General features: G+C 60.0%; 19 protein-coding genes and 1 pseudogene. 6 read left to right on the top strand and 14 right to left on the bottom strand.

Translation table 11 applies throughout. The features are described from left to right. Nucleotides 1-142 precede the first annotated feature (142 nt). Nucleotides 143-1,198, top strand: a complete 1,056-nt coding sequence (locus RL_RS12095) for a LacI family DNA-binding transcriptional regulator (RefSeq protein ID WP_011651919.1) — start codon at nucleotides 143-145, stop codon at nucleotides 1,196-1,198. A 224-nt stretch (nucleotides 1,199-1,422) separates the two neighbouring features. Here RL_RS12095 and RL_RS12090 read toward each other — a convergent pair whose 3' ends face one another. The 5 genes from RL_RS12090 to RL_RS12070 are packed head-to-tail and all read right to left on the bottom strand — an operon-like array spanning nucleotide 1,423 to nucleotide 6,539. Further along, nucleotides 1,423-2,166 carry an ABC transporter ATP-binding protein gene (locus tag RL_RS12090; protein ID WP_011651918.1) on the bottom strand — a complete coding sequence of 248 codons (744 nt, stop codon included), beginning with the start codon at nucleotides 2,164-2,166 and terminating at the stop codon, nucleotides 1,423-1,425. Next, entirely contained in the window at nucleotides 2,163-3,008 is an 846-nt protein-coding gene (locus RL_RS12085; protein WP_033182597.1) for an ABC transporter ATP-binding protein, read from the bottom strand. The genes RL_RS12090 and RL_RS12085 overlap by 4 nt, the downstream gene beginning before the upstream one ends. Further along, complete coding sequence (locus RL_RS12080) at nucleotides 2,995-3,897, bottom strand: ABC transporter permease (RefSeq protein ID WP_011651916.1); 903 nt, start codon at nucleotides 3,895-3,897, stop codon at nucleotides 2,995-2,997. The genes RL_RS12085 and RL_RS12080 overlap by 14 nt, the downstream gene beginning before the upstream one ends. Continuing rightward, a complete protein-coding gene (locus RL_RS12075; protein WP_011651915.1) occupies nucleotides 3,894-4,922 on the bottom strand; it encodes an ABC transporter permease in 1,029 nt (342 codons plus the stop codon). The genes RL_RS12080 and RL_RS12075 overlap by 4 nt, the downstream gene beginning before the upstream one ends. Before the next feature lie 21 nt (nucleotides 4,923-4,943). Beyond that, a complete protein-coding gene (locus RL_RS12070; protein WP_011651914.1) occupies nucleotides 4,944-6,539 on the bottom strand; it encodes an ABC transporter substrate-binding protein in 1,596 nt (531 codons plus the stop codon). Nucleotides 6,540-6,672: 133 nt separating this feature from the next. Here RL_RS12070 and RL_RS12065 point away from each other — a divergent pair, with 133 nt between their 5' ends. The 3 genes from RL_RS12065 (at nucleotide 6,673) to kdgD (ending at nucleotide 9,382) form a co-directional block, all read left to right on the top strand. Next, a complete protein-coding gene (locus RL_RS12065; RefSeq protein ID WP_011651913.1) occupies nucleotides 6,673-7,383 on the top strand; it encodes a FadR/GntR family transcriptional regulator in 711 nt (236 codons plus the stop codon). 65 nt (nucleotides 7,384-7,448) lie between these two features. Beyond that, complete coding sequence (locus RL_RS12060; protein WP_011651912.1) at nucleotides 7,449-8,423, top strand: mannonate dehydratase; 975 nt, start codon at nucleotides 7,449-7,451, stop codon at nucleotides 8,421-8,423. Nucleotides 8,424-8,455: 32 nt separating this feature from the next. Then, entirely contained in the window at nucleotides 8,456-9,382 is a 927-nt protein-coding gene (kdgD, locus tag RL_RS12055) for a 5-dehydro-4-deoxyglucarate dehydratase (RefSeq protein WP_011651911.1), read from the top strand. A 221-nt stretch (nucleotides 9,383-9,603) separates the two neighbouring features. Here the strand turns inward: kdgD and RL_RS12050 are convergent, their stop codons facing one another. Next, nucleotides 9,604-10,602, bottom strand: coding sequence for an AraC family transcriptional regulator (locus RL_RS12050; protein WP_244432374.1), 999 nt, complete (start codon nucleotides 10,600-10,602; stop codon nucleotides 9,604-9,606). A 166-nt stretch (nucleotides 10,603-10,768) separates the two neighbouring features. On the opposite strand from RL_RS12050, the gene RL_RS12045 reads away from it, so the two are divergent. After that, nucleotides 10,769-11,539 carry an alpha/beta hydrolase gene (locus tag RL_RS12045; RefSeq protein WP_011651909.1) on the top strand — a complete coding sequence of 257 codons (771 nt, stop codon included), beginning with the start codon at nucleotides 10,769-10,771 and terminating at the stop codon, nucleotides 11,537-11,539. 133 nt (nucleotides 11,540-11,672) lie between these two features. On the opposite strand, the gene RL_RS12040 is transcribed toward RL_RS12045, so the two are convergent. The 4 genes and pseudogenes from RL_RS12040 to RL_RS12030 form a co-directional block, all read right to left on the bottom strand. After that, nucleotides 11,673-12,173, bottom strand: coding sequence for a GFA family protein (locus RL_RS12040; protein ID WP_011651908.1), 501 nt, complete (start codon nucleotides 12,171-12,173; stop codon nucleotides 11,673-11,675). Nucleotides 12,174-12,261: 88 nt separating this feature from the next. Further along, nucleotides 12,262-13,029 carry an alpha/beta hydrolase family protein gene (locus RL_RS12035; protein ID WP_011651907.1) on the bottom strand — a complete coding sequence of 256 codons (768 nt, stop codon included), beginning with the start codon at nucleotides 13,027-13,029 and terminating at the stop codon, nucleotides 12,262-12,264. A gap of 485 nt (nucleotides 13,030-13,514) precedes the next feature. Next, nucleotides 13,515-14,066, bottom strand: coding sequence for a hypothetical protein (locus tag RL_RS37505; RefSeq protein ID WP_082229815.1), 552 nt, complete (start codon nucleotides 14,064-14,066; stop codon nucleotides 13,515-13,517). A 207-nt stretch (nucleotides 14,067-14,273) separates the two neighbouring features. Next, nucleotides 14,274-14,573 (bottom strand): annotated as a pseudogene (locus RL_RS12030) (transposase); the annotation flags it as partial. Between the two features lie 19 nt (nucleotides 14,574-14,592). On the opposite strand from RL_RS12030, the gene RL_RS12025 reads away from it, so the two are divergent. Then, nucleotides 14,593-14,772, top strand: a complete 180-nt coding sequence (locus tag RL_RS12025) for a hypothetical protein (protein ID WP_041936321.1) — start codon at nucleotides 14,593-14,595, stop codon at nucleotides 14,770-14,772. Between the two features lie 172 nt (nucleotides 14,773-14,944). On the opposite strand, the gene RL_RS12020 is transcribed toward RL_RS12025, so the two are convergent. From RL_RS12020 to RL_RS12005, 4 genes are all read right to left on the bottom strand, one after another. Next, the gene (locus RL_RS12020; RefSeq protein ID WP_011651904.1) at nucleotides 14,945-16,018 is read right to left on the bottom strand and encodes an ABC transporter ATP-binding protein; all 1,074 of its coding nucleotides are present in this window, start codon (nucleotides 16,016-16,018) and stop codon (nucleotides 14,945-14,947) included. Between the two features lie 23 nt (nucleotides 16,019-16,041). Then, the gene (locus RL_RS12015) at nucleotides 16,042-16,890 is read right to left on the bottom strand and encodes a carbohydrate ABC transporter permease (RefSeq protein ID WP_003539503.1); all 849 of its coding nucleotides are present in this window, start codon (nucleotides 16,888-16,890) and stop codon (nucleotides 16,042-16,044) included. Continuing rightward, nucleotides 16,883-17,821 (bottom strand): carbohydrate ABC transporter permease, encoded by a 939-nt coding sequence (locus RL_RS12010; protein WP_003559249.1) that lies wholly within the window; start codon nucleotides 17,819-17,821, stop codon nucleotides 16,883-16,885. Before RL_RS12010 ends, RL_RS12015 begins: the two co-directional genes overlap by 8 nt. 77 nt (nucleotides 17,822-17,898) lie before the next feature. Beyond that, the gene (locus tag RL_RS12005) at nucleotides 17,899-19,203 is read right to left on the bottom strand and encodes an ABC transporter substrate-binding protein (RefSeq protein ID WP_011651902.1); all 1,305 of its coding nucleotides are present in this window, start codon (nucleotides 19,201-19,203) and stop codon (nucleotides 17,899-17,901) included. Between the last annotated feature and the right edge of the window lie 185 nt (nucleotides 19,204-19,388).

The raw sequence follows: 19,388 nt of genomic DNA, 5'->3' as shown, positions 1-19,388 counted from the left end.
GCATCGACTGGCCGTCTAGCCACATTTCAAAGCCTCCCTGCTCTGCCGCTTGCCGCGGACTCCTCAAGGCCAATTGTGCATAGGCATTCTATTTGCGCAATCTGAAAGATTTTTGCATAGTAACAGACAGCGAGGAGACGACATGGCGGCGGAAGAGAAAAAAGGCAGGCGCACGCGCCTCGACGACATTGCCGCCAGGTGCGGCGTCTCGATCAGCACGGTCTCGCGTGCGCTGGCCGGCGAAAAGGGCGTCAGGCCGGAGATCCGCAAGCTGGTGCTGGAAACGGCAAGTGCGGTCAGCTACGCGCTGCCGGCGAGCGTTGCCGGCAAGAAGGTCATGCTCGTCGCCTCCGGCGCGGCAATGATCGACTATGTCCGCAACCAGTTCACGCTCTATGTACTCGAAGGATTGAACGCGCGCGCGGCCGCCCTCGGCATCGAACTGGCGATGCGCCCCATCGCCGACAAGGGGGATGAAGCCCGGGTCGTTGCCGAGATGCGGGACGATCCGAGCTTCGGCGGCATGCTGATCCTGACCGTCGACGAAGAGGAGATGCTGGCAGCGGCCGCCGATCTCGGAAAGCCCGTGGTGCTCGTCAATAGCGACGATCCCTATATGCGGCTTTCGAGTGTTACGCCCTGCAACCGTTCGGCCGCCTTCATCGCCGCCGAGCGGCTAATCAAGTTAGGGCATCAACGCATCCTGTTCATGCTGAGGCCGGGGCGGCGGACCATCGAGCGGCGCCTTGAGGGCTGGCGCGATGCCCTGCAGCATCATGGGCTGACGGCCGATGCCGATCTGGTGCTCGAAGTCGATGACTGGCTGCCGGAACTCGGCGCCGAGGCGGTCACCCGTCTTATCCGCGAGAAAGGCCTCACCTTCACCGCCATCCTGACGGCGGGCGACAGTCTTGCCAATGGCGCGGTGCGCGGATTGCAGGCGATGGGTTATGCCGTGCCGCAGGACATCTCCGTCATGGGCATAGACGACCTGCCGCAGTCGGCCTTTCTCAATCCACCGCTGTCGACGGTGCATATTCCGATGCGCGAACTCGGCGCCACCGCGCTCGATCTGCTGCGCGACATGATGCTCGGCCTTGCGGCCCCACGGCGGCGGGTCGAGCTTGCCTGCCATCTCGTCGAAAGGGGCAGCGTTGCGGCGGTCAGGCATATGTCTGCCGTTACGGAAGGTCGCTGAGGACACGCGACATCTCGGCCAAGAGATTGCAGAGACCGCCCCTCATCCGGCTGCCGCCACCTTCTCCCCGTAAACGGGGCGAAGGGGATATGCCGCGACCTCTCCGTTCCCACCTGGCTCTCGCAGGGCACGTCCCCTCGCCCCGTTTTTACGGGGAGAGGGTTAGGGTGAGGGGCAGCCATTCGCGCAAACCGGACAATCCCACGCCGCGCCAATCGAGGACATCAAGCCTCGATAAAACTCGCCTCGAACAGTTCTCGCGCATAGGGATCATGCGTGGTGCCGGCCTGCAGATCCGCTTTGGTGAGCTCGTCGACGAAACAACCGTTCTTCATGATCAGCACCCGGTCGCACATATGGGCGATGACCGCGAGGTCGTGGCTGACAAGCAGATAGGTCAGGCCCTTTTCCTCGCGCTGATCGGCCAGCAGGTTGAGGATTTCGGCCTGGACCGAGACGTCGAGTGCCGATGTCGGCTCGTCCAGCAACAGGATGGGCGGCGACAGGATCAGGGCCCGGGCGATGGCCACCCTCTGCCTCTGGCCGCCGGAAAGTTCGTGCGGAAAACGGTTTGCGAAGCTCGCCGGCAAACCGACCTGGATCAATGCCCTCTCGACCTTCGACCAGATATCCGAATGGCGCATGGCGCGCAGCGGCTCGGCCAAGGCGGTGCCGATACGATGGCGCGGATGCAGGGATCCGTAAGGGTCCTGAAACACCATCTGAGCGAATGTCAGCTCCTCGCGGGAGCGCTTCTTGCCGATCGGTTTGCCGCCAAGCTCGATGTGACCGGTCCAACCAGACTCCATGCCGGCGAGGCAACGCAGCACCGTCGATTTACCGCATCCGGATTCACCGACAATGCCGAGCGTCTCCCCCTGGTTGACCTGAAAACTGATGCCCCTGACGACATGGTTGCTTGATTTGCCGGAGGCAAAGACGACATCGAGGTCACGCACATTGATCATTGCGCCGTCTCCAGATCGAGTTTCGTCCTGTCGAGGACTGCAAGCCGGCGAACCGGATTCCTCGGGTCGGGCAGCGCAGCGATCAGCCCGCGGGTATAGGGATGGCGCGCCTCCTCGAGACGGGTCAGCGTTTCCACGATCCGGCCGGCATACATGACGATGATGCGCTCGCAAAAAGCTGCCACCATGCGAATGTCGTGGCTGATCAACAGCAGTCCGGAATTGTTCTCGCGCACCAGCTCATCGAGCAACAGCAGCACGTCCTTGCGGACGCTGACATCAAGCGCCGATGTCGGCTCGTCGGCGATGACAAGCTTCGGCCGTGCCAGCAGCATCATGGCGATCATCACGCGCTGGCCCATCCCGCCCGATATCTGGTGCGGGTAAAGCGCCATGACCCGCTCCGGATCGCTGATGCGCACGCGCTCCAGCATGGCGCGGGCAGCCTCATGCGCCTGTTTCTTGTGAAGACCGAGGTGAAGGCGGGCGGCTTCGGCGATCTGCTTGCCGATCGAAAGCACCGGATTCAGCGAATAACGCGGATCCTGCATGATCAGCGCGATGTCCTTGCCGCGCAGCGCGCCCATCTGACGCTCGGACTTCGAAAGCAACGGATCGCCGCTGAGATCCATGCGTTCGGCCGAGACCACCGCGGCCGGCGGCAAAAGGCGCATGATCGCGCGACCGGTCGTCGACTTGCCGGAACCGGATTCGCCGACAATCCCGACACGTTCGCGCCCGACGTCGAAACTGACATTGGAGACAGCGGGCACGGCGCCTCGGCCGAAACGGACGGTCAATCCTTCGACGGAAAGAACGGGCTGCAGATCACGATCTTGCATGGCGGGGATCCAAAAGGTCGCGCAGAGCATCTCCGGCGATGTTGAAGGCAAGGCTGGTGAGGAGGATGGCGATACCCGGCATCACGGCGACCCACCAATAATCGAGCATGAACTTGCGGCCGCTGGAGATCATCGCGCCCCATTCCGGCGCCGGCGGCTGGGCGCCAAGCCCGAGGAAACCAAGCGAAGCCGCCGTCAGAATGATACCCGCCATGTTGAGCGTCAGGCGAACAATGACGGAGGGAACGCACATCGGCGCGATATAGAGAAGAAGGATGCGCATCGGCGAGGCACCATAAAGGCGGGCGGCGACCACATAATCGGCGTTTCTGACGACAAGCGCCTCGGCGCGCGCGAGTCTCGCAATCGGCGGCCATGCAGTCAGCGAGATCGCGATGATTGCGGTGGTCAAGCCGGCGCCGAGTGCCGCGGCAAAAGCCAGAGCCAGGATCAGCGACGGGAACGACAGAACGATATCGGTGGCGCGCATCAGCAGCGCATCGGTGCGCCCGCCGAAGAAGCCGGCAACGACGCCGATCAGCAGGCCGATCGGCCCGACGATCAAGGAGATCGACAGCACGGTCTGGATGGTGATGCGCGTGCCGAAGATGAGGCGGCTCAAGATGTCCCGACCGAATTCGTCCGTGCCCGCCAGATGCGTGAGGCTCGGCGGCTGCAAGGCCTCGCCAAGCGACTGTATGGCCGGATCGTAGGGCGCCAGGAGCGGCGCGAAGATCGCGATCAAGCAAAGCAAACCGAGGATGACGAAACCGGCAAGACCGAGCGGCTCGTGGGCCAATTTGCGGCCGATGCGCGCAAACGACGCCGCGATACGGGTCGACACACTTGGCGGGCGGATATGAATCTCGCTGCGGATGACATCGCTCATCGGGCCGCCTCCCGCATGCGCGGATCAAAGACGGCGTAAGCGACGTCGGCCAGGAAGTTCAACAACATGAAAATGAATCCCACAATGATGGTGCCGGCGACGATAGCGTTCATGTCGCCGATCATCAGCGCGTTCGTCATGTACTGGCCGATGCCCGGCCAGGAGAAAACGATCTCGGTCACGACAGCGCCTTCGAGCAGACCGCCATAGGAAATGGCAAGGATGGTGATCAGTTGCACCGCAATGTTCGGCAGGACGTGGTGCCAGATCGTGCCGAGCGGGCTTACACCCTTGGCTCGGGCCGCAATGACATAATCCTGGCTCAACTGCTCCAGGGTGAAGCTGCGTGTCATGCGGGTGATGTAGGCCATCGCCGCATAGGCGAGGATGACGGCCGGCAGAATGATATGGCCGAGCGCATTCCAGAAGATTTCCGTCTCGCCCTGCAGCAGGCTATCGATCAACAACAAGCCGGTTTTCGGCGTAACGAGGCCTTCGTAAAAGACATCAATCCTGCCCGGTCCGCCAACCCAGTTGAGGCCGGCATAGAAGATGACGAGCCCGACGATGCCGAACCAGAAAACCGGGATCGAATGACCGACGAGCGCGACGACGCGGGCCGTCTTGTCGATGAAGCTGTCGCGAAAGAGTGCTGCGACCAGCCCGAGCGGGACACCGACGAAGGTCGAAATGATCACCGCCAGCGTCGCGAGTTCAAACGTCGCCGGAAAGGCTTGAGCGAGATCCGAAGAGACGGGATTGCCGGTGAGGACGGCCGTGCCGAAATCACCATGCGCCAACCCGTTCAGATAGAGGAAAAACTGCTGGTAGATCGGCAGATCGAGCCCCAGACGCGCCCGCATCGCCGCATAGGCTGAGGGATCGGCGAGCTCGCCGACGATTGCGCCGACCGGATCGGTGGGCAAGACGCGGCCGATCACGAAGGTCACACATAAGAGGATGAACAGGCTGACCAGCAAATGCGCCAGGCGTCGGCCAAATTCGGCTACGGAGAGTTCCTTCATGATCGGCTGTCCTGGGAAGTATTACTGGGTTTCGACCTTGGTCACGTTCTCGAGACGCGTCAGCTGAGACGGATGCCCCACATATCCCTCGACCTTGGTGGATAGGACGATCGGCTCAAAGCGCTCGAAGAGCGGAAGCACCGCCGGCTTCTGTTCAACGAACAGCTTCTGCATCTGAACATAGAGTTCGCCACGCTTCTTGGCGTCCGGCTCCATCGATGCTTTCGCCGTCAGGGCCGTGAGTTCCGGGATGTCCCAGGCCGAGCGCCAGACGAAATTGCCGGCATTGTTGGCTTCCTTCGAGTTGTCGGGATTGGAGGAGAACTGCTCCATCGAGCCGAGGACGTTCGGCATATAGGCGCTGGTCTGCGGGATCAGCAGATCGAAATCCCTGGCGCGATGGGCGGCGATGATTTCCGAACCGTTGCCCTGCTGGATGTCGATCTTGATGCCGATCTGGGCAAGCGATGCCTGGATGGCGGTGGCCAGATCGATGCGCGGCGTTTGCGCGATGGTCTTCAGCGACAGCGAGAAGCCGTCCTTGAAGCCTGCCTCGCTCAGCAGCTGCTTGGACTTTTCGACGTCGAGATGCCAATCGGGGTTCGGGATGGCATATTCGAAATTCTCCGGAACGGGAACGTTTCTGGCCCGGCCGTAAGGACCCATGATGGTCTTCTCGATGCCCTTGTAGTCGATGCCATAGGCAATGGCTTCGCGAACCTTCGGGTTGGCCAGGTATTTGTTGCCGGCATTCATCGACAGCACGTAGAAACCGCCCGTCGGAATACGCTGGATGGCAAAGCCCTTCTTGTCCTGGAACGTCGCGAGATCCGATGCGGTGAGCGCGCTGGCAATATCGATATCGCCGCGTTCGAGCATCAGCCGCTCGACCTGGCTTTCAGGCACATGCCGGACGATGACGCGGCGCATTTTCGGCGCGCCGGCCATATAGTCCTTGTTCGCATCGAGGATCACCAGTTCGTTCGGAGACCAGCGATTGAGGGTGAACGGACCGGAGCCGGCCGAATGGGTTCGCATCCAGGCGTTGCCGTAGTCGTTATCGACGGCGTGGCTCTCGACCTCGACGCTGTCGACCACGCTAGTGGTGGTCGTCGTCAGCCGGTAGAGCAGAAGCTCTGCCGTCACCTGCTCGGAGAGATCGATCCGCACCGTCTGGTCGTCGACGGCCTTGACGAGCTTTTCGACATTGTCCTTGTCGTAGCCGACGCGCTTGAGGTTGGCGGCGGCGGCCTGGTCCATCTTCAGGAGCCGCGCCAATGAATAGACGACATCCTTCGAGGTGACCGGGTTGCCGGAGGCGAAATTGGCCTTGCGCAGCGTAAAGGTGATGCCCTTGTCGTCAACCTTCCAGCTTTCCGCCAGCTGCGGAAGGATCTTTCCATCAGCCGTGCTGGCGACCAGCCGATCGTACAGATTCGACATGATCTCGACCGCTTTGCCTTCCGTCGCCTGCTGCGGATCCAGCGACAGAACCTGCGCCAGCGATGTGCCGACCACCAACTGGTCCTGCGGGGTGGCAGCCTGCATCTGCGGCGCAGCGATCGTCAGAGCGCCAATGACGGCGCCGACGAACAAGCCCTTAGAAAAATGCTTCATTGTCAGTCCTCCCTAGACTACTATAAAAGACATATTATGTCGCCCGTATGTCGTATTATGATTTATCGAAGTCTGATATGATTTGCAAGACCCGAGCGGGAGACATGACGCAAAGGGATTGGGGGAACGGACAATGACGACACTCGGCGGTGGCCGGCAAAGACTGGCGCAGCAGGTCATCGATCAGTTGCGGGCGCAGATCGAGACGGGGAAGCTACGGGTCGGCGACCAACTGCCGACCGAGCCGCAGCTTGAAGCGACATTCGGCGTCAGCCGCACCGTGGTGCGCGAGGCGATTGCCGATCTGAGGTCTGCAGGCTTCGTCAAGCCGATCCAGGGCAAAGGCGTTTTTGTCGCCGATCCGAAGGCGCATTCGGTCTTGTCGCTGACGCCGGTGGAAATCAAAAGCATTCCGGAGACCCTGGAATTGCTGGAGTTTCGTATGGCGGCCGAGGGTGAAGCGGCGGCAATCGCCGCCTATCGCCGCACCGCCGAGCAGGAGGCGGCAATCCGGGAGGCCAATCGCAGAATGGCGCACCTGATCGAAACCGGACAGCAAACCGTAGAAGCGGATTACGCCTTCCACATGGCGATTGCCGCCGCGACGAACAACCGGTTCTATGTCGATGTGCTGCGCCATTTCGGCCCCAGAGCCATCCCGCGCGGCCAGTTTCCGACGCTGCCGGAAGCCAATGACCGCAGCTATCTTCAGAAGGTTTATGCCGAACATGTCGAAATCCTGTCGGCAATCGCCGATCAGGATCCCGAACGCGCCCGCCAGGCGATGCGCGCCCATATGCTGGCCAGCCAGCGCCGCTACCGCATGCTCGCCGAGCAGCAATAGGGCTCGACACTCTTCAAAATTCATATTATGTCATATGACATTGTGTAATTTCGAAAGAGACTCAAATGTATCTGGGAACACAGGTCGCAGCGCGGGATGACGACGATTATCGTATCTTCGCGCAACTGGGTGTGAAGCATATCAACGCCGACCCGCCGGGAAAGCCGAGCAGCTGGACGCTCTCCGATCTCGAGCGGCATCGCGACAAGGTCGAAAGCTTCGGCCTGATCCTCGATATGATCCAGTTGCCCCTGCCCTCGCAGCCGATCGAGAAGGCTTCCTATCCCGATATCCTGCTTGCCGGCCCCGAGCGCGACAGACAGATCGACGCCGTCTGCAAGCTGATCGAGAATGCCGCAGCCGCCGGCATTCCTGCGGTGAAGTACAATCTCAATCTGATCGGCATTCCCCGTACGCCGGATGAACCGGGACGCGGCGGATCGCTGAATGCCAGCTTCCGCTGGGACAAGACGGATCAGCAAGCCGAGCCCGGCCTTGCCGGCGTGCTTTCCGAGGACGAAAACTGGGAGCGGATCGACTATTTCCTCGAACGCGTCGTTCCTGTCGCTGCAAGCAACCGCGTCCGGCTCGCCTGCCATCCGCACGATCCCTATACCCCGCCGGGCTATCGCGGCGTCACACGGGTGCTCGGTACAGTGGAAGGCCTGAAGAAATTCGTGCTGATGCGCGAAAACCCCTATCACGGCCTCAATTTCTGCCAGGGTTCGATCGGCGAGATGCTGGAAAATCCCGGCAAGGAAATCGACGATGTCATCCGCTGGTTCGGCCACCGCGGCAAGATCTTCAATGTTCACTTCCGCAACATTCGCGGCGGCAAGCTGTCCTTCATGGAGACCTTCCCTGAAGAAGGCGACATGGACATGGTCCGCTCGGCCAGGATCTACAAGGAGGTGGGCTTCAAATACATGCTAATGCCCGACCATGTACCGACCGTCAGCGGCAAGGATCCAACCGCCACCGCATTTGCCTTCTGCTACGGCTATATCGCCGCACTTCTGCAAGTGCTCGAAAGCGAGTGAGCCGGTTTTCAACACGTCAAGAATAGGACTTCATGATGAACCCGATTGAATTGAAGAAGGCCGTCGGTAGTGGCCTCCTGTCGTTTCCGGTGACCCATTTCGACGATCAACTCAAATTCGACGAAGCCAAGTATCGCCGTCATGTCGAGTGGCTTGCAGGTTATGACGCTGCTGCACTGTTTGCCGCCGGCGGCACCGGTGAATTTTTCTCCCTCAATCCGGCGGAGATTCCGCAGGTAGTCCGGGCCGCCAAGGCGTCGGCCGGCAAGACGCCGATCATTTCGGGAACCGGCTACGGTACATCGCTCGCCATCGAGATCGCAGTCGCGGCCGAGAAGGCCGGCGCGGACGGGCTGCTGCTGCTGCCGCCCTATCTGATGTTTGCCGAACAGGCGGGCCTCATCGCCCACGTCAAGGCGGTCTGCCAATCGGTCGGCATCGGCGTCATCGTCTATAATCGCGACAACGCCGTCCTGACCGCCGACAGCATCGCGCGCCTGGCGGAGGAATGCCCGAACCTGATCGGCTTCAAGGACGGCGTCGGCGATGTCGACAAGGTGATCGAGATTACCACCCTGCTTGGCGACCGCCTCGTCTATGTCGGCGGCATGCCGACCCATGAGGTTTATGCCCAGGCCTATTTCGCCGCAGGCGTGACGACCTATTCATCGGCTGTTTTCAACTTCGTACCAGCGCTTGCCCAGCGCTTTTACGGCGCCTTGCGTACCGGCGATCAGGCAACGGTCGACGAGATCCTCAAAGGCTTCTTCTTCCCCTTCGTCGCCTTGCGCAACCGCAAGAAGGGATATGCCGTCTCGATCATCAAGGCCGGCCTTCGCGTCCTCGGGCAGAATCCCGGCCCCGTGCGCCCACCTCTGACGGATCTTTCCCAGGAAGAGCTCGCGCTGCTGGAAAAGATCATCCAGGCCAACGGCGTCACACGGATCGCGGCGGAATAATATATCGCGGCAGTAGGCCGCCGGGTTGGCCCGGCGGCTGTCCGGTTCGCACCAGCAACGGACATCGGCTCGGCTTGGATAGATGACTGCTACGGGCCGGAAGCGGCGCGTCTGTTAGCGGGGCGAATTCAGCAGAAGCTGCCATTCGGCATTCGGCATTCGACCCCACGTCGGACATTCGCGCGCTATAATCTGGTATGCATTGCGCCGGATCTACACCATCATCGATCCTGAATAGTTGTCGATTTGGCATTCATGGGCGCAAAACCAAACTGTGCCTTGAAGGCTCGGCTGAAGGCTGCTTCGGAATCATAGCCCACTTGCCTGGCGACCGACCCAACCTTGGCATCAGGCTGGCGCATCAAGCCCAAGGCGAGCGTCAGCCGCCAGCGGCTGTGGTAGGAAAGTGGCGCTTCTTTCACCAATGCTGTAAATCGCGCCGCGAAGCCGGACCGGGACAGGCCCGCCACCCGAGCCAGATCGAGCACGGTCCAGCGCCGATAAGGTTCGTCGTGGATGGCCTTGAGCGCGCGGCTGATGCGCGCATCCCCGAGCGCTCCAAGCCAGCCGACATTGCCGCCCCGCTCGATCCGCACCCAGCTACGCAGGATACTGATCACCAGCACGTCGATCAGCCGTGAAATCATGATGGACGCGCCGGGATACACCTCCTGGGCTTCCTTCATCATGAAGTAGCCAAGGCCCTCGGCCCATCCGGCGGTCTCGCCGCTGGCTTTTGGAATGTGAATGACCGACGGCAGTGCCGATACGAGCCAGGGCACGGAAGCGCTTTCGAACCGAAAGGCTCCGGCGATAAGCTTGGTCTGTTGGCCGCCTCCGCCGTGGGAGACATTGAGTTTTTCGGCGGTAACCTGCGCCGCCATCAGGGCTGCCAAGTCAGCCTCAGTTGCACACTCGCCATCGCTCAAGCCGTGCCCAAGGCCTCGCGGCAGCATGATCAGATCGCCAGTTGCCACCTGCAAGGCATGGCCCTGATCGTTCACAACCGTCAGGCCCCCTTCGAGCACGATGAAGAAATAAGCCGCTCCTGGATGAAAGCGCAGCGCCCATGGTTGGCTGAGCTCGACTGTAAAAACGATTTCGCCATGCAGGCTGACCATGGCCAAAATCTGGGAGAGCAGATCCACCCGAGAGGCGAGCATCATCGCATTTTTGGACGACGGAGCATGCATTGCGGGGCTCGGGTCATGGTGATCCATCTCGGTAAGCCCTAGTTTGGTTTTGTCTTCAAAGAGGAATTATCTGGCAGTTCAAGTGTTTCCGCGAAGGCAGGGCCATCATGGTCCTCCTGTCGTCGTGTAGACGAGAGCATTGCAGATTATCCGAATTAAGCAATCGCGCTGATGTGCCCTGTAGGAGCTCCAAATGAAATCTCTTCTTATGTCCGCCCTAATGTTAACGACCGCCATGCTTGGTGCTGCACCCGCAGGGGCCCAGCCGGCTCTCCCGGATCAAACAATCAAGAATATCGTTCTTGTTCACGGCGCCTTCGTCGACGAAACCAGTTGGGACGGCGTCGCTGCAATCCTGACCGCCAAGGGCTACAAGGTGACTGCGGTAAAGAACCCATTGACCTCGCTTGCTGACGACGTCGCTGCCACCAATGCGGTGCTGGATGCGCAAAATGGCCCGGTTGTCCTGGTGGGCCATTCCTGGGGTGGCGTGGTGATCGGCGAGGCGGGTGACAACGCCAAGGTGGCATCACTCGTCTATGTCTCGGCCTTTGCGCCCGAGAAAGGTGAAACCATCACAGCATTGGCAGCCAGCGGTCCGGCAACCCCCGGAGCGGCGGCCATTCGGCCCGACGCAAAGGGTTACTTGACCATCGATCCTGCAGTATTCCCCAGTGCAGTGGCGGGCGACCTGCCCAAGAAGATCGGTGAACATCTGGCGGCGCACCAGATGCCGATCAACCACACCGCCTTCGATGCGCCTGCTGAGGTCGCGGCATGGCACGACAAGCCAAGCTGGTACGTCCTGAGCTCCAAGGACCTCGTCCTTGATCCCCACGCCCAGGCTTTCTTAGCCGAACGGATGAAGGCCAAGGTGACGACGGTCGAGGGTAGCCACGCCTCGCTGGCCTCGCACGCCAAGGAAGTGGCTGCGGTCATAGAAGCGGCCGCAGGAGCAAAGTAGCCCTCGTCAACCGATGCTATCGCCCGCCTAGCGGTGGTCGGTAGCATCGATGTGCAACGATCCCGGTCGCAGAGCAAAGCCCTCGCCACTGCCCACACGCCATGGCCTCGGACAGCGCAGCACCGGATAGGACTCAGCCATCACGCCCCCTCACCGCCCATGAGGCGGTATCGTGATCGGGGTGCTGGTTGTTGCTCTCCTTGATCGCCGCCGCCCAGTCGGCGCCGTTGTCTTCGGTCGCACCGGTATTTTCTATGCCCGTGATCGTATCGAACCATGCCACCATGTTCTCGGTGCAGGTATTGGCAAGCGGCGAGAAGGCGTGCGGATCGTCAAGCGAACCGATCATCAGGTTGGTGCGACCGTTTTCGAGGTGGTGGAAGAACAATGGCGTGCCGCAATTGGCGCAGAAGCCGCGCTCGACAAGCTCCGAGCTCTTCCAGACGCTCGGCTTGCCGCGTGTCCAGCTGAGCGCATCATCGGGCGCGGCGACGAGCGCCGCGAAGATGTTGCCCGAGGCTTTCTGGCACATGCGACAATGGCAGAGATGCGAATTGTCAAGCATAGCGGTTGCGTGGTAGCGCACGGCACCGCACTGGCAGCCGCCGCTCACCTCCATCTCGATGCGTTTCATTTTTTCTCCTCCTTCAAGAGGCGGGTTTGGGCTTAATCTCTTTTAGGTTTTCGTCACTTTCCCGCTGCCCCGAAGCTGTCGTGCTGCCTTAGTGGTACGTCACGACGGGATTGAACACCCTTTGCAGGAAGGGCCTGAGAGCTCCCTGCATGTGGTTCCTTGGAATTTGATGTCCACACTCAAAGAGGTGAAGCGTCGCCAGGACTCCGGCATTGGACAGAGCTTTTGAGAAGCGTTCGGCTTGGGCAACCGGAGCACGGTCGTCATGCTTTCCATGCAGCAACAGCGTCTCAGACCGAACTTCGGGCGCATAATGCAATGCAGAGCGAGCCAGAAAGGCCTCTCGCGACAGGCCCGCCTCTTTCTCGATAGCCCAGCGCAAACCGTCTGAACTCTCGTGATAAGCAACTTCAAGATCGTAGACGCCGCTGGATAGAATGACTGCTCGCAGATCAGAAACCTGGGTGGCGACCATGGCCGATGCAACGGCACCACGACTGTTTCCATAAAGAACAATTCGGTCAGGATCGACGGAAGGCTGGCCCCGCAAGAAAGCGAGAGCAGCTATGATCGCTTGCTGGGTTTTGGGACCGCAGAAATCCGGAGGGCCATCTGACGCCCCAAAACCGGGCTGCGAGACTGCCGCAGCAGTGATATTCAGACCAGAACAAAAGCGAAGCAACGCGCCGCTGTCGACCGCCTCTATCCCTCCAAGCAGACGGCCGCCCTGATTGCCGTGGACAAATAGGATTGCTCCTGCGGGCGTTTCGCTTGCGGCTTGAGCTTGAAAAAGCTCGACCGTGGCTCCGTCACCCCGGTCAATGAGATGTCGAGTTACTACCGGCATAATCACCATCAGGTTTTTGCGTGCCGGACAGACAATAGTGCAACTTGTGGCATTGGCAACGTCCGGTGGCGGCGGATATCGTTGAGAAACCAAATGGCTTAGCCGCTCATCCGTCCGTTTCGGTCTTTTGATCGAAATTCCGGAAGCGACAGCACAATAAAGGCCGCAGATGAATAGTGATCATTTTGATGAACGATCAACTTCCGCACTGTAAGCGGTGTTATGGCCCCACCTTCCGGATCAGCGTGTGATTGTTGATGTTGTTGCCGAACGGGGCTTCGACATATGACGATTACATGATTTACACATAGCACCAGTTCAGACGTGCCGGCGCAGCGGTTTAAGGTTTTCACGGAAACTGGACGTCGGCGCGATTGGAGCGCTGTTTCAGCGTCCTGTGGAACTGATATTCGCGTGTAATTCCGCTTCAGGATTTCGACAAAAGCATCGGACATACCGTTCGAATGGAAGCGCAACTCTGTTGCGGCTGCGGATCAAAGCGGAGGGGTCAATGCCTCATCATCGAACTTCCGGATTTCAATTACTCCTAGTCCGGACTTAAGCTTGACCCCCCACGGCCCAATTCGCATTTTTACAATTCGTCCATCGTCATGCGTAATCCAAAAATCCACTTTAGAGACATGCGGTGCCTCATGACGGATAGCTGAATAGTGCTTTGCTGCGAGATCCGGGTGACTTTCATCACCCTTAAATACACAGTCAGTTATTTTTGGACCAAATCGGTCCGCTGGAACCCACTTTGTCTGTGGGTAACGGATCCATTGCTTTCGCGTTGAATCTTTCAGATAATTAGTACCTAACTGGGTTCGCAAATCGGCAATAAACACTAAAGATCCATCGTCCTGCTCGGCATAAGCCGTCACGCTCGACCGGGTAGCGTTCATGGTTGCCGCGTATGCAAAGTTGACGATTTCACAAGATGGGTCTTCGCCATTGTCACTGTTAGCTTCCGCCGGGTGAACTGCGCTAATAACGACCAACGTCGCTCCCGCCAATCCCATCAAAAGTTCAGAGATGCACTTCATGAATCGCCCCTATCTTGACGGCCTCATCATGTACTCAGATGGCTCTGATGCAAAGCTAGAAGGAAGTGCAACGAAGCGGTGTGCCACTCGCACGTTGTCGGGTAGACTTTCGATTTGATGGCAGGCAACTCTGCGCCAGAAGCCGTCGTTAGATTTCAGCCAAGCGGTTTGGGATGAGTTCCGCCTTCATCCAATGGGTCTCTGTCTGGCGACGCCAGGTGGAACACCACCGCCCCACGGTCGGTCATCACGAGCCAGCGCCCAGAAGTATCCTGTTTTGGTTTTGCGGGAGCCGGGATCAAGAACTGGCGCACGGGTCTCGTCCATGAAGAGCTTGGTCGAGCGCTTCAGGTCGGCAATCAGCGCATCGAAGACGGGGCGCAGTTCGAATGCTGCACCACCGACCCAGTCGGCGAGTGTTGAGCGGTCGAGATCGATACCTTGGCGGCTCATGATTTGGGCCTGCCGGTAAAGCGGCAGATGATCGGCGTATTTGGACACCAGCACACGGTTCGATGGAAAGATCATGCCGGAACCGCACAGGCACGGGCGACAGCGGCGATCCGGGCGCATCCGCGACGGCAAGGAAATCGAGCAGATCAAGAAAGACTTTCCGGAAGAAGACAGTTTTATATTCGATATTGTTCAATTTTCGAAAACGCGCCGAGAACGGCTCGCGAAATGGCAAGACAAATCACAGCATTGATTAGCTGGAGCCATGTGTCTCGCCCGTCCTTCTAACTCGGCTTGCGCGCAAACGGGCATCGCGCGATCTCTCGACTCCCTCTTCTCTCCTCAGGGAGAAGAGGATATGCCGCACCCTCCCCGGTTCCCGCTCGTCGCCGCGAATCGGACAGCCGTGGGACAAACCGCCCCGTCTACAGCGCCACACCAGTACCGCGGTCGAAGACGTGCACCTGATCACTCGTAATACTTGCCTCGAAGACGGCGCCGTAGCGGGCGGGGTATTCGCCATCGACGATGGCGGTCACCTGCTGTCCGGCAAGGTCGAAGACGACATGGGTCTGGGCGCCTGTCGGTTCCACCAGCATCGTCCGGCCGGCAAGCGGCGTGCCGGCGGCGACGCCTGGAATGAGATGTTCGGGGCGCAGGCCGATGGTGACGGCCTGGCCGGCCTTGACCTTGCGGTCGGGAGCGATGCGGATCGCCGTGCCGTCGCCGAGGCGAGCGGCGGGCTCACCGTTTTCGCCGTCGACCGTGCCTTCGAGCATGTTCATCGCCGGCGATCCGATGAAGGCGGCGACGAAGAGATTGGCGGGCTTCCTGTAGAGTTCGAGCGGCGTGCCCTCTTGCTCCACCCTGCCCTGATTGAGCACGACGATACGATCGGCAAGCGTCATCGCTTCGATCTGGTCGTGGGTGACATAGATCGAGGTCGTCCTGACCTTCTGGTGCAGCGTCTTGATTTCCGAGCGCATCTGCACGCGCAGCTTGGCATCGAGGTTGGAGAGCGGCTCGTCGAACAGGAAGACGGCGGGATTGCGCACGACGGCGCGGCCCATGGCGACGCGCTGGCGCTGGCCGCCGGAAAGCTGGGCCGGCTTACGGTCGAGGAGCTCGGCGAGATCCAGCATGCGGGCGGCCTCGGCCACCCGGGCCTCGATCTGGGGTTTGGCAACGCCGGCGAGCTTCAGATTGAAGCCCATGTTTTCAGCGACAGTCATGTGCGGATAGAGCGCGTAGGATTGGAAGACCATGGCGATGTTGCGTTCGCGCGGCGTCATGGCGTTGACGACCTTGCCGCCGATGGCGATCTCGCCATCGGTAATCTCTTCGAGGCCGGCGATCATCCGCAGCAGCGTTGATTTTCCGCAACCGGACGGGCCGACGAGCGCGACAAATTCCCCATCCTCAATATGAAGCGAAATGCCGTGGATGACGTCGACGGCGCCATAGGTCTTGCTGATATCGGTGAGTTCAACGGATGCCATGATTGCACTCCAACGGTTCGGGCTCAGGACTTCACGGCGCCGGCGGTCAGACCGGCGATGATGTGTCTCTGGGCGACGAAAAAGACGATGATGGTGGGAAGGATGGTCAGCGTGATGAAGGCCAGCACCAGCTGCCACTCCGTGCCGTACTCACCGCGATAGACCATGATGCCGAGCGGCCAGGGATATTTCGATTCCGAGTTCAACATGATCAGCGGCAGGATGTAGCTGTTCCAGCTGCCGACGAAGGAAATGATGCTGACAGTGGCGACGATCGGGCGGGAAAGCGGCAACGAGATATGCCAGAAGAAGCGGAGATAACCGCAGCCGTCGACGAAGGCCGCCTGAAACAATTCTTCCGGAAGGTTGCGGAAATAGTTTCGAAACAGCAGGATGCTCATGCCAAGGCCGAAAGCCACCTGGGGCAGCACCACACCCCAATAGGTATCGAGCAGGCCGAGATCGCGGATGCGGATGAAGAGCGGCAGGATCGCGGTCGCCGCCGGAAACATCAGGCCGAGCAGGAAATAATTGAGCAGGAACGACGATCCGAAAAACCGGACATGGGCAAAGGCGAAAGCCGCCATCGACGAGACGATCAGCGTCAGGAGGACGGTGAGCGAGGCGATCACCAGCGAATTGCCGATCTGCAACCAGTAGCGTTCACCGAAGAGAATATCGGTATAGTTCGCCCATTGCCACTCCGTCGGCAGGCCGAAGGGATTGGTGCGCAGGTCACCCAGCGTCTTGAAGCCGCCGAGCGCCGTCGTCAGCAGCGGCACGAGCACGATCGCGGCAATCAGGCTCAGCGACACGTAGAGATAGACGCGTGTGGACGTGCTCATGCGGATGGAAGAGCTCATATCAGTCATGGCGCATGAATATCCTTTTGTAACCGAAGGCGAGCGTCACGCAGATGATGAAGAGCACGACGCCGACGGCGCTGCCGAGGCCGACCTGCATGCGCATGACGCCGTAGGTGTAGAGGAAGGTGACCATCGTCTGGGTGGAGTTGGACGGCCCGCCGCCGGTCAGCGGCATGATCATGTCGAAGAGCTGCAGTGAGCCGACGACGGCAAAGAAGATGGAAAGACGCAAGGTCGAGCCGAGCAGCGGCAGCGTGACGTAACGGAACTTCTGCCAGCCGGTGGCGCCGTCGATTTCGGCTGCCTCCAGCACGCTCTTGTCGACGGATTGCAGGCCGGCGATGAACAGCATCATGTGGAAGCCGAAATATTTCCAGACGATGACGCCAAGCACGGCATAGATCGCCACATCCTTGTCGGCAAGCACGTAAGGATTGGCAAAGCCGAAGAAGTTGGAAACGGCGGCAAACAGGCCATAGTCGCCATCATAGACGAAGCGCCAGATAAGGCCTGCGGCAACGTCCGCCAACACATAGGGCAGGAAGAAGATCAGGCGGTAGCCGACGACACCCGGAATGCGGTGCGCCAGCATGGTCGCCAGCCAGATGGCGAGCGGCACCTGTATGCAGATCGAGATGACGATGATCAGGCCGTTATTGACCAGCGCCTGGGTGAAAGCCGCGTTGCGGAACAGAACCTGGAAATTGCGCAGCGCGATGAACTCGGTCGGCGTGCCGTAGCCGTTCCATTTGTAGAGGCTGTACCAGGCCGCCTCGCCCATCGGCATGATGACGAAGAGCGTGAAAAGCAGCAGCGCCGGCGGCAGGAAGATCAACAGCACCGCCAGCCGGTCATGGGCGACCGAGCTCTTGCTGTTTGCGGCTCTTTTTGCCGGCCTCGCGGCCGTGGTTATCGATGGGACTGAAATATTGGCCATGGGTCCTGCTTTCGCATCTCGTCGGCAGCAATGCTGGCGCTCCGCTCTGGAGCGCCAGGAGTGTCTGCAGGCGCTGGTTATTGTTCCAGTTCGAAAGCGTCCTGGATCATCTGGGCGCCGTCCTTGGAATTCATCTGACCGGAGACGATTTCCACCGACACGTCGTTGACGACACGGCCGACGGCCGCACCGAGATCCTGGTCGAAATAGTTCTGATGCCAGGTCGAACCGGCCAGCTGTTTTGCCGACTCGGCAAGCAGCGGGTTGGTGACGCCGTCACCGGCGCCGACGGCAACGGGCAGAAGCATGCCTGATTTGGCCATCGCCCGCTCATTGTCCGCATTCGTCAGGAAGGCGAGGAAATCGAGCGCTTCCTTCGATGCCTTCTTGGTAACGGCCCAGCCGTTCAGACCGCCAAGCGTATCGGTCGGCTTGCCGGCGCCGCCATCGACCGCCGGGAAGGCGAAACGGCCGATATTTTCGGGTGCGAGCCCCTTGCCGTCGCCGGCGTTCTTGCGCTGGTTGGCCTCGGTATTTTCAAAGCCGAGGATGATCGCGGCCTTGCCGTCGCCGAAAACGCCGAGCGCCTGCGGCCAGGTCGAGCCGAGATAGCCGGGCTGGAACGGTTCGAGCTTTCCGAGTTCGGCAAGATCGTCGCCGGCCTTGATGATTGCGGGATCGAGGAAACCTTCGCCCTGGCCGGTCTTTGCCGCTTCGAAGACCTTCTGTCCGCCTTCGCGCATGACGAGATAGCTCCAGTAGAAATGGATCGGCCATTTCTCACCGCCGCCGCCAGCGATCGGCACGATGCCGGCCGCCTTGATCTTCTTCACGGTGCCGAGAAAATCAGCCCAGTTCTTGATGTCTTCGGCCTTCACGCCGGCCTTGGCAAACAGCTCCTTGTTGTAGAAAAAGCTGACCAGGCCGACCTTATAGGGAATAGCCCAGGTCTTGCCCTCGAATGTCAGGCCGCTGACCGAAGCCGGGCTATAGGCGCCGCGCAATTTGCCGCCATCGGCATCCAGCGCCGGCGTCACATCCTGGAGCGCGCCGGTTTCGGACTGCTGCTTCAAGACGCCGCCGCCCCAGCTGAAAAAGAAATCCGGCACGTCGTCGGATTGCAGCAATGTCGGAAGCTTGGCCTTGAAGGCCTCGTTTTCGAGGAACTGCATCTGGATATCGACGTCGGGATGCTGGGCTTCGTATTTCTTGACGATGTCTTCCCAGGCCGCGACATATTTCGGGTCGAGCTCGAGATGCAGCCACTTGACCACCGTCGCCGCCGAGGCAGCACCTGCTCCAGCCAGCAACATGCCGGCAGCTGCGGCCATGGATGCGATACGCCTGCCGCCAAAAGCGGCGCTCTTGAACCTAAAAGTCATGATTTTTCCTCCCAGGGGTCCTGTCCTCACAATTTTTCCCCTATGCGGATTAATTCAACGGAGCTTTGGCATATTGTCAACCCAATGCCTCTATTTTTATCAAATGCGCTTGACAGGACCACTGAATTCCCTGCTATTTATTTCGTAACCCGTTAAAAATATTTGGGTTCCGCCCCAACGAAACG

The sequence above is a fragment of the Rhizobium johnstonii 3841 genome (genome assembly GCF_000009265.1).
GTDB classification, from domain to species: Bacteria; Pseudomonadota; Alphaproteobacteria; order Rhizobiales; family Rhizobiaceae; genus Rhizobium; species Rhizobium acaciae.
This window is presented reverse-complemented; position numbering and strand designations above follow the sequence as displayed.

Coding starts and splice junctions, on each gene's coding strand:
- RL_RS37505 (WP_082229815.1), bottom strand. CDS start 14,066: ATGAAGTGCATCTCTGAACTTTTGATGGGATTGGCGGGAGCGACGTTG.
- RL_RS12080 (WP_011651916.1), bottom strand. CDS start 3,897: ATGAGCGATGTCATCCGCAGCGAGATTCATATCCGCCCGCCAAGTGTG.
- RL_RS12015 (WP_003539503.1), bottom strand. CDS start 16,890: ATGACTGATATGAGCTCTTCCATCCGCATGAGCACGTCCACACGCGTC.
- RL_RS12090 (WP_011651918.1), bottom strand. CDS start 2,166: ATGATCAATGTGCGTGACCTCGATGTCGTCTTTGCCTCCGGCAAATCA.
- RL_RS12060 (WP_011651912.1), top strand. CDS start 7,449: ATGTATCTGGGAACACAGGTCGCAGCGCGGGATGACGACGATTATCGT.
- RL_RS12065 (WP_011651913.1), top strand. CDS start 6,673: ATGACGACACTCGGCGGTGGCCGGCAAAGACTGGCGCAGCAGGTCATC.
- RL_RS12010 (WP_003559249.1), bottom strand. CDS start 17,821: ATGGCCAATATTTCAGTCCCATCGATAACCACGGCCGCGAGGCCGGCA.
- RL_RS12075 (WP_011651915.1), bottom strand. CDS start 4,922: ATGAAGGAACTCTCCGTAGCCGAATTTGGCCGACGCCTGGCGCATTTG.
- kdgD (WP_011651911.1), top strand. CDS start 8,456: ATGATGAACCCGATTGAATTGAAGAAGGCCGTCGGTAGTGGCCTCCTG.
- RL_RS12070 (WP_011651914.1), bottom strand. CDS start 6,539: ATGAAGCATTTTTCTAAGGGCTTGTTCGTCGGCGCCGTCATTGGCGCT.
- RL_RS12005 (WP_011651902.1), bottom strand. CDS start 19,203: ATGACTTTTAGGTTCAAGAGCGCCGCTTTTGGCGGCAGGCGTATCGCA.
- RL_RS12025 (WP_041936321.1), top strand. CDS start 14,593: ATGCCGGAACCGCACAGGCACGGGCGACAGCGGCGATCCGGGCGCATC.
- RL_RS12050 (WP_244432374.1), bottom strand. CDS start 10,602: ATGGATCACCATGACCCGAGCCCCGCAATGCATGCTCCGTCGTCCAAA.
- RL_RS12085 (WP_033182597.1), bottom strand. CDS start 3,008: ATGCAAGATCGTGATCTGCAGCCCGTTCTTTCCGTCGAAGGATTGACC.
- RL_RS12095 (WP_011651919.1), top strand. CDS start 143: ATGGCGGCGGAAGAGAAAAAAGGCAGGCGCACGCGCCTCGACGACATT.
- RL_RS12035 (WP_011651907.1), bottom strand. CDS start 13,029: ATGGTGATTATGCCGGTAGTAACTCGACATCTCATTGACCGGGGTGAC.
- RL_RS12020 (WP_011651904.1), bottom strand. CDS start 16,018: ATGGCATCCGTTGAACTCACCGATATCAGCAAGACCTATGGCGCCGTC.
- RL_RS12040 (WP_011651908.1), bottom strand. CDS start 12,173: ATGAAACGCATCGAGATGGAGGTGAGCGGCGGCTGCCAGTGCGGTGCC.
- RL_RS12045 (WP_011651909.1), top strand. CDS start 10,769: ATGAAATCTCTTCTTATGTCCGCCCTAATGTTAACGACCGCCATGCTT.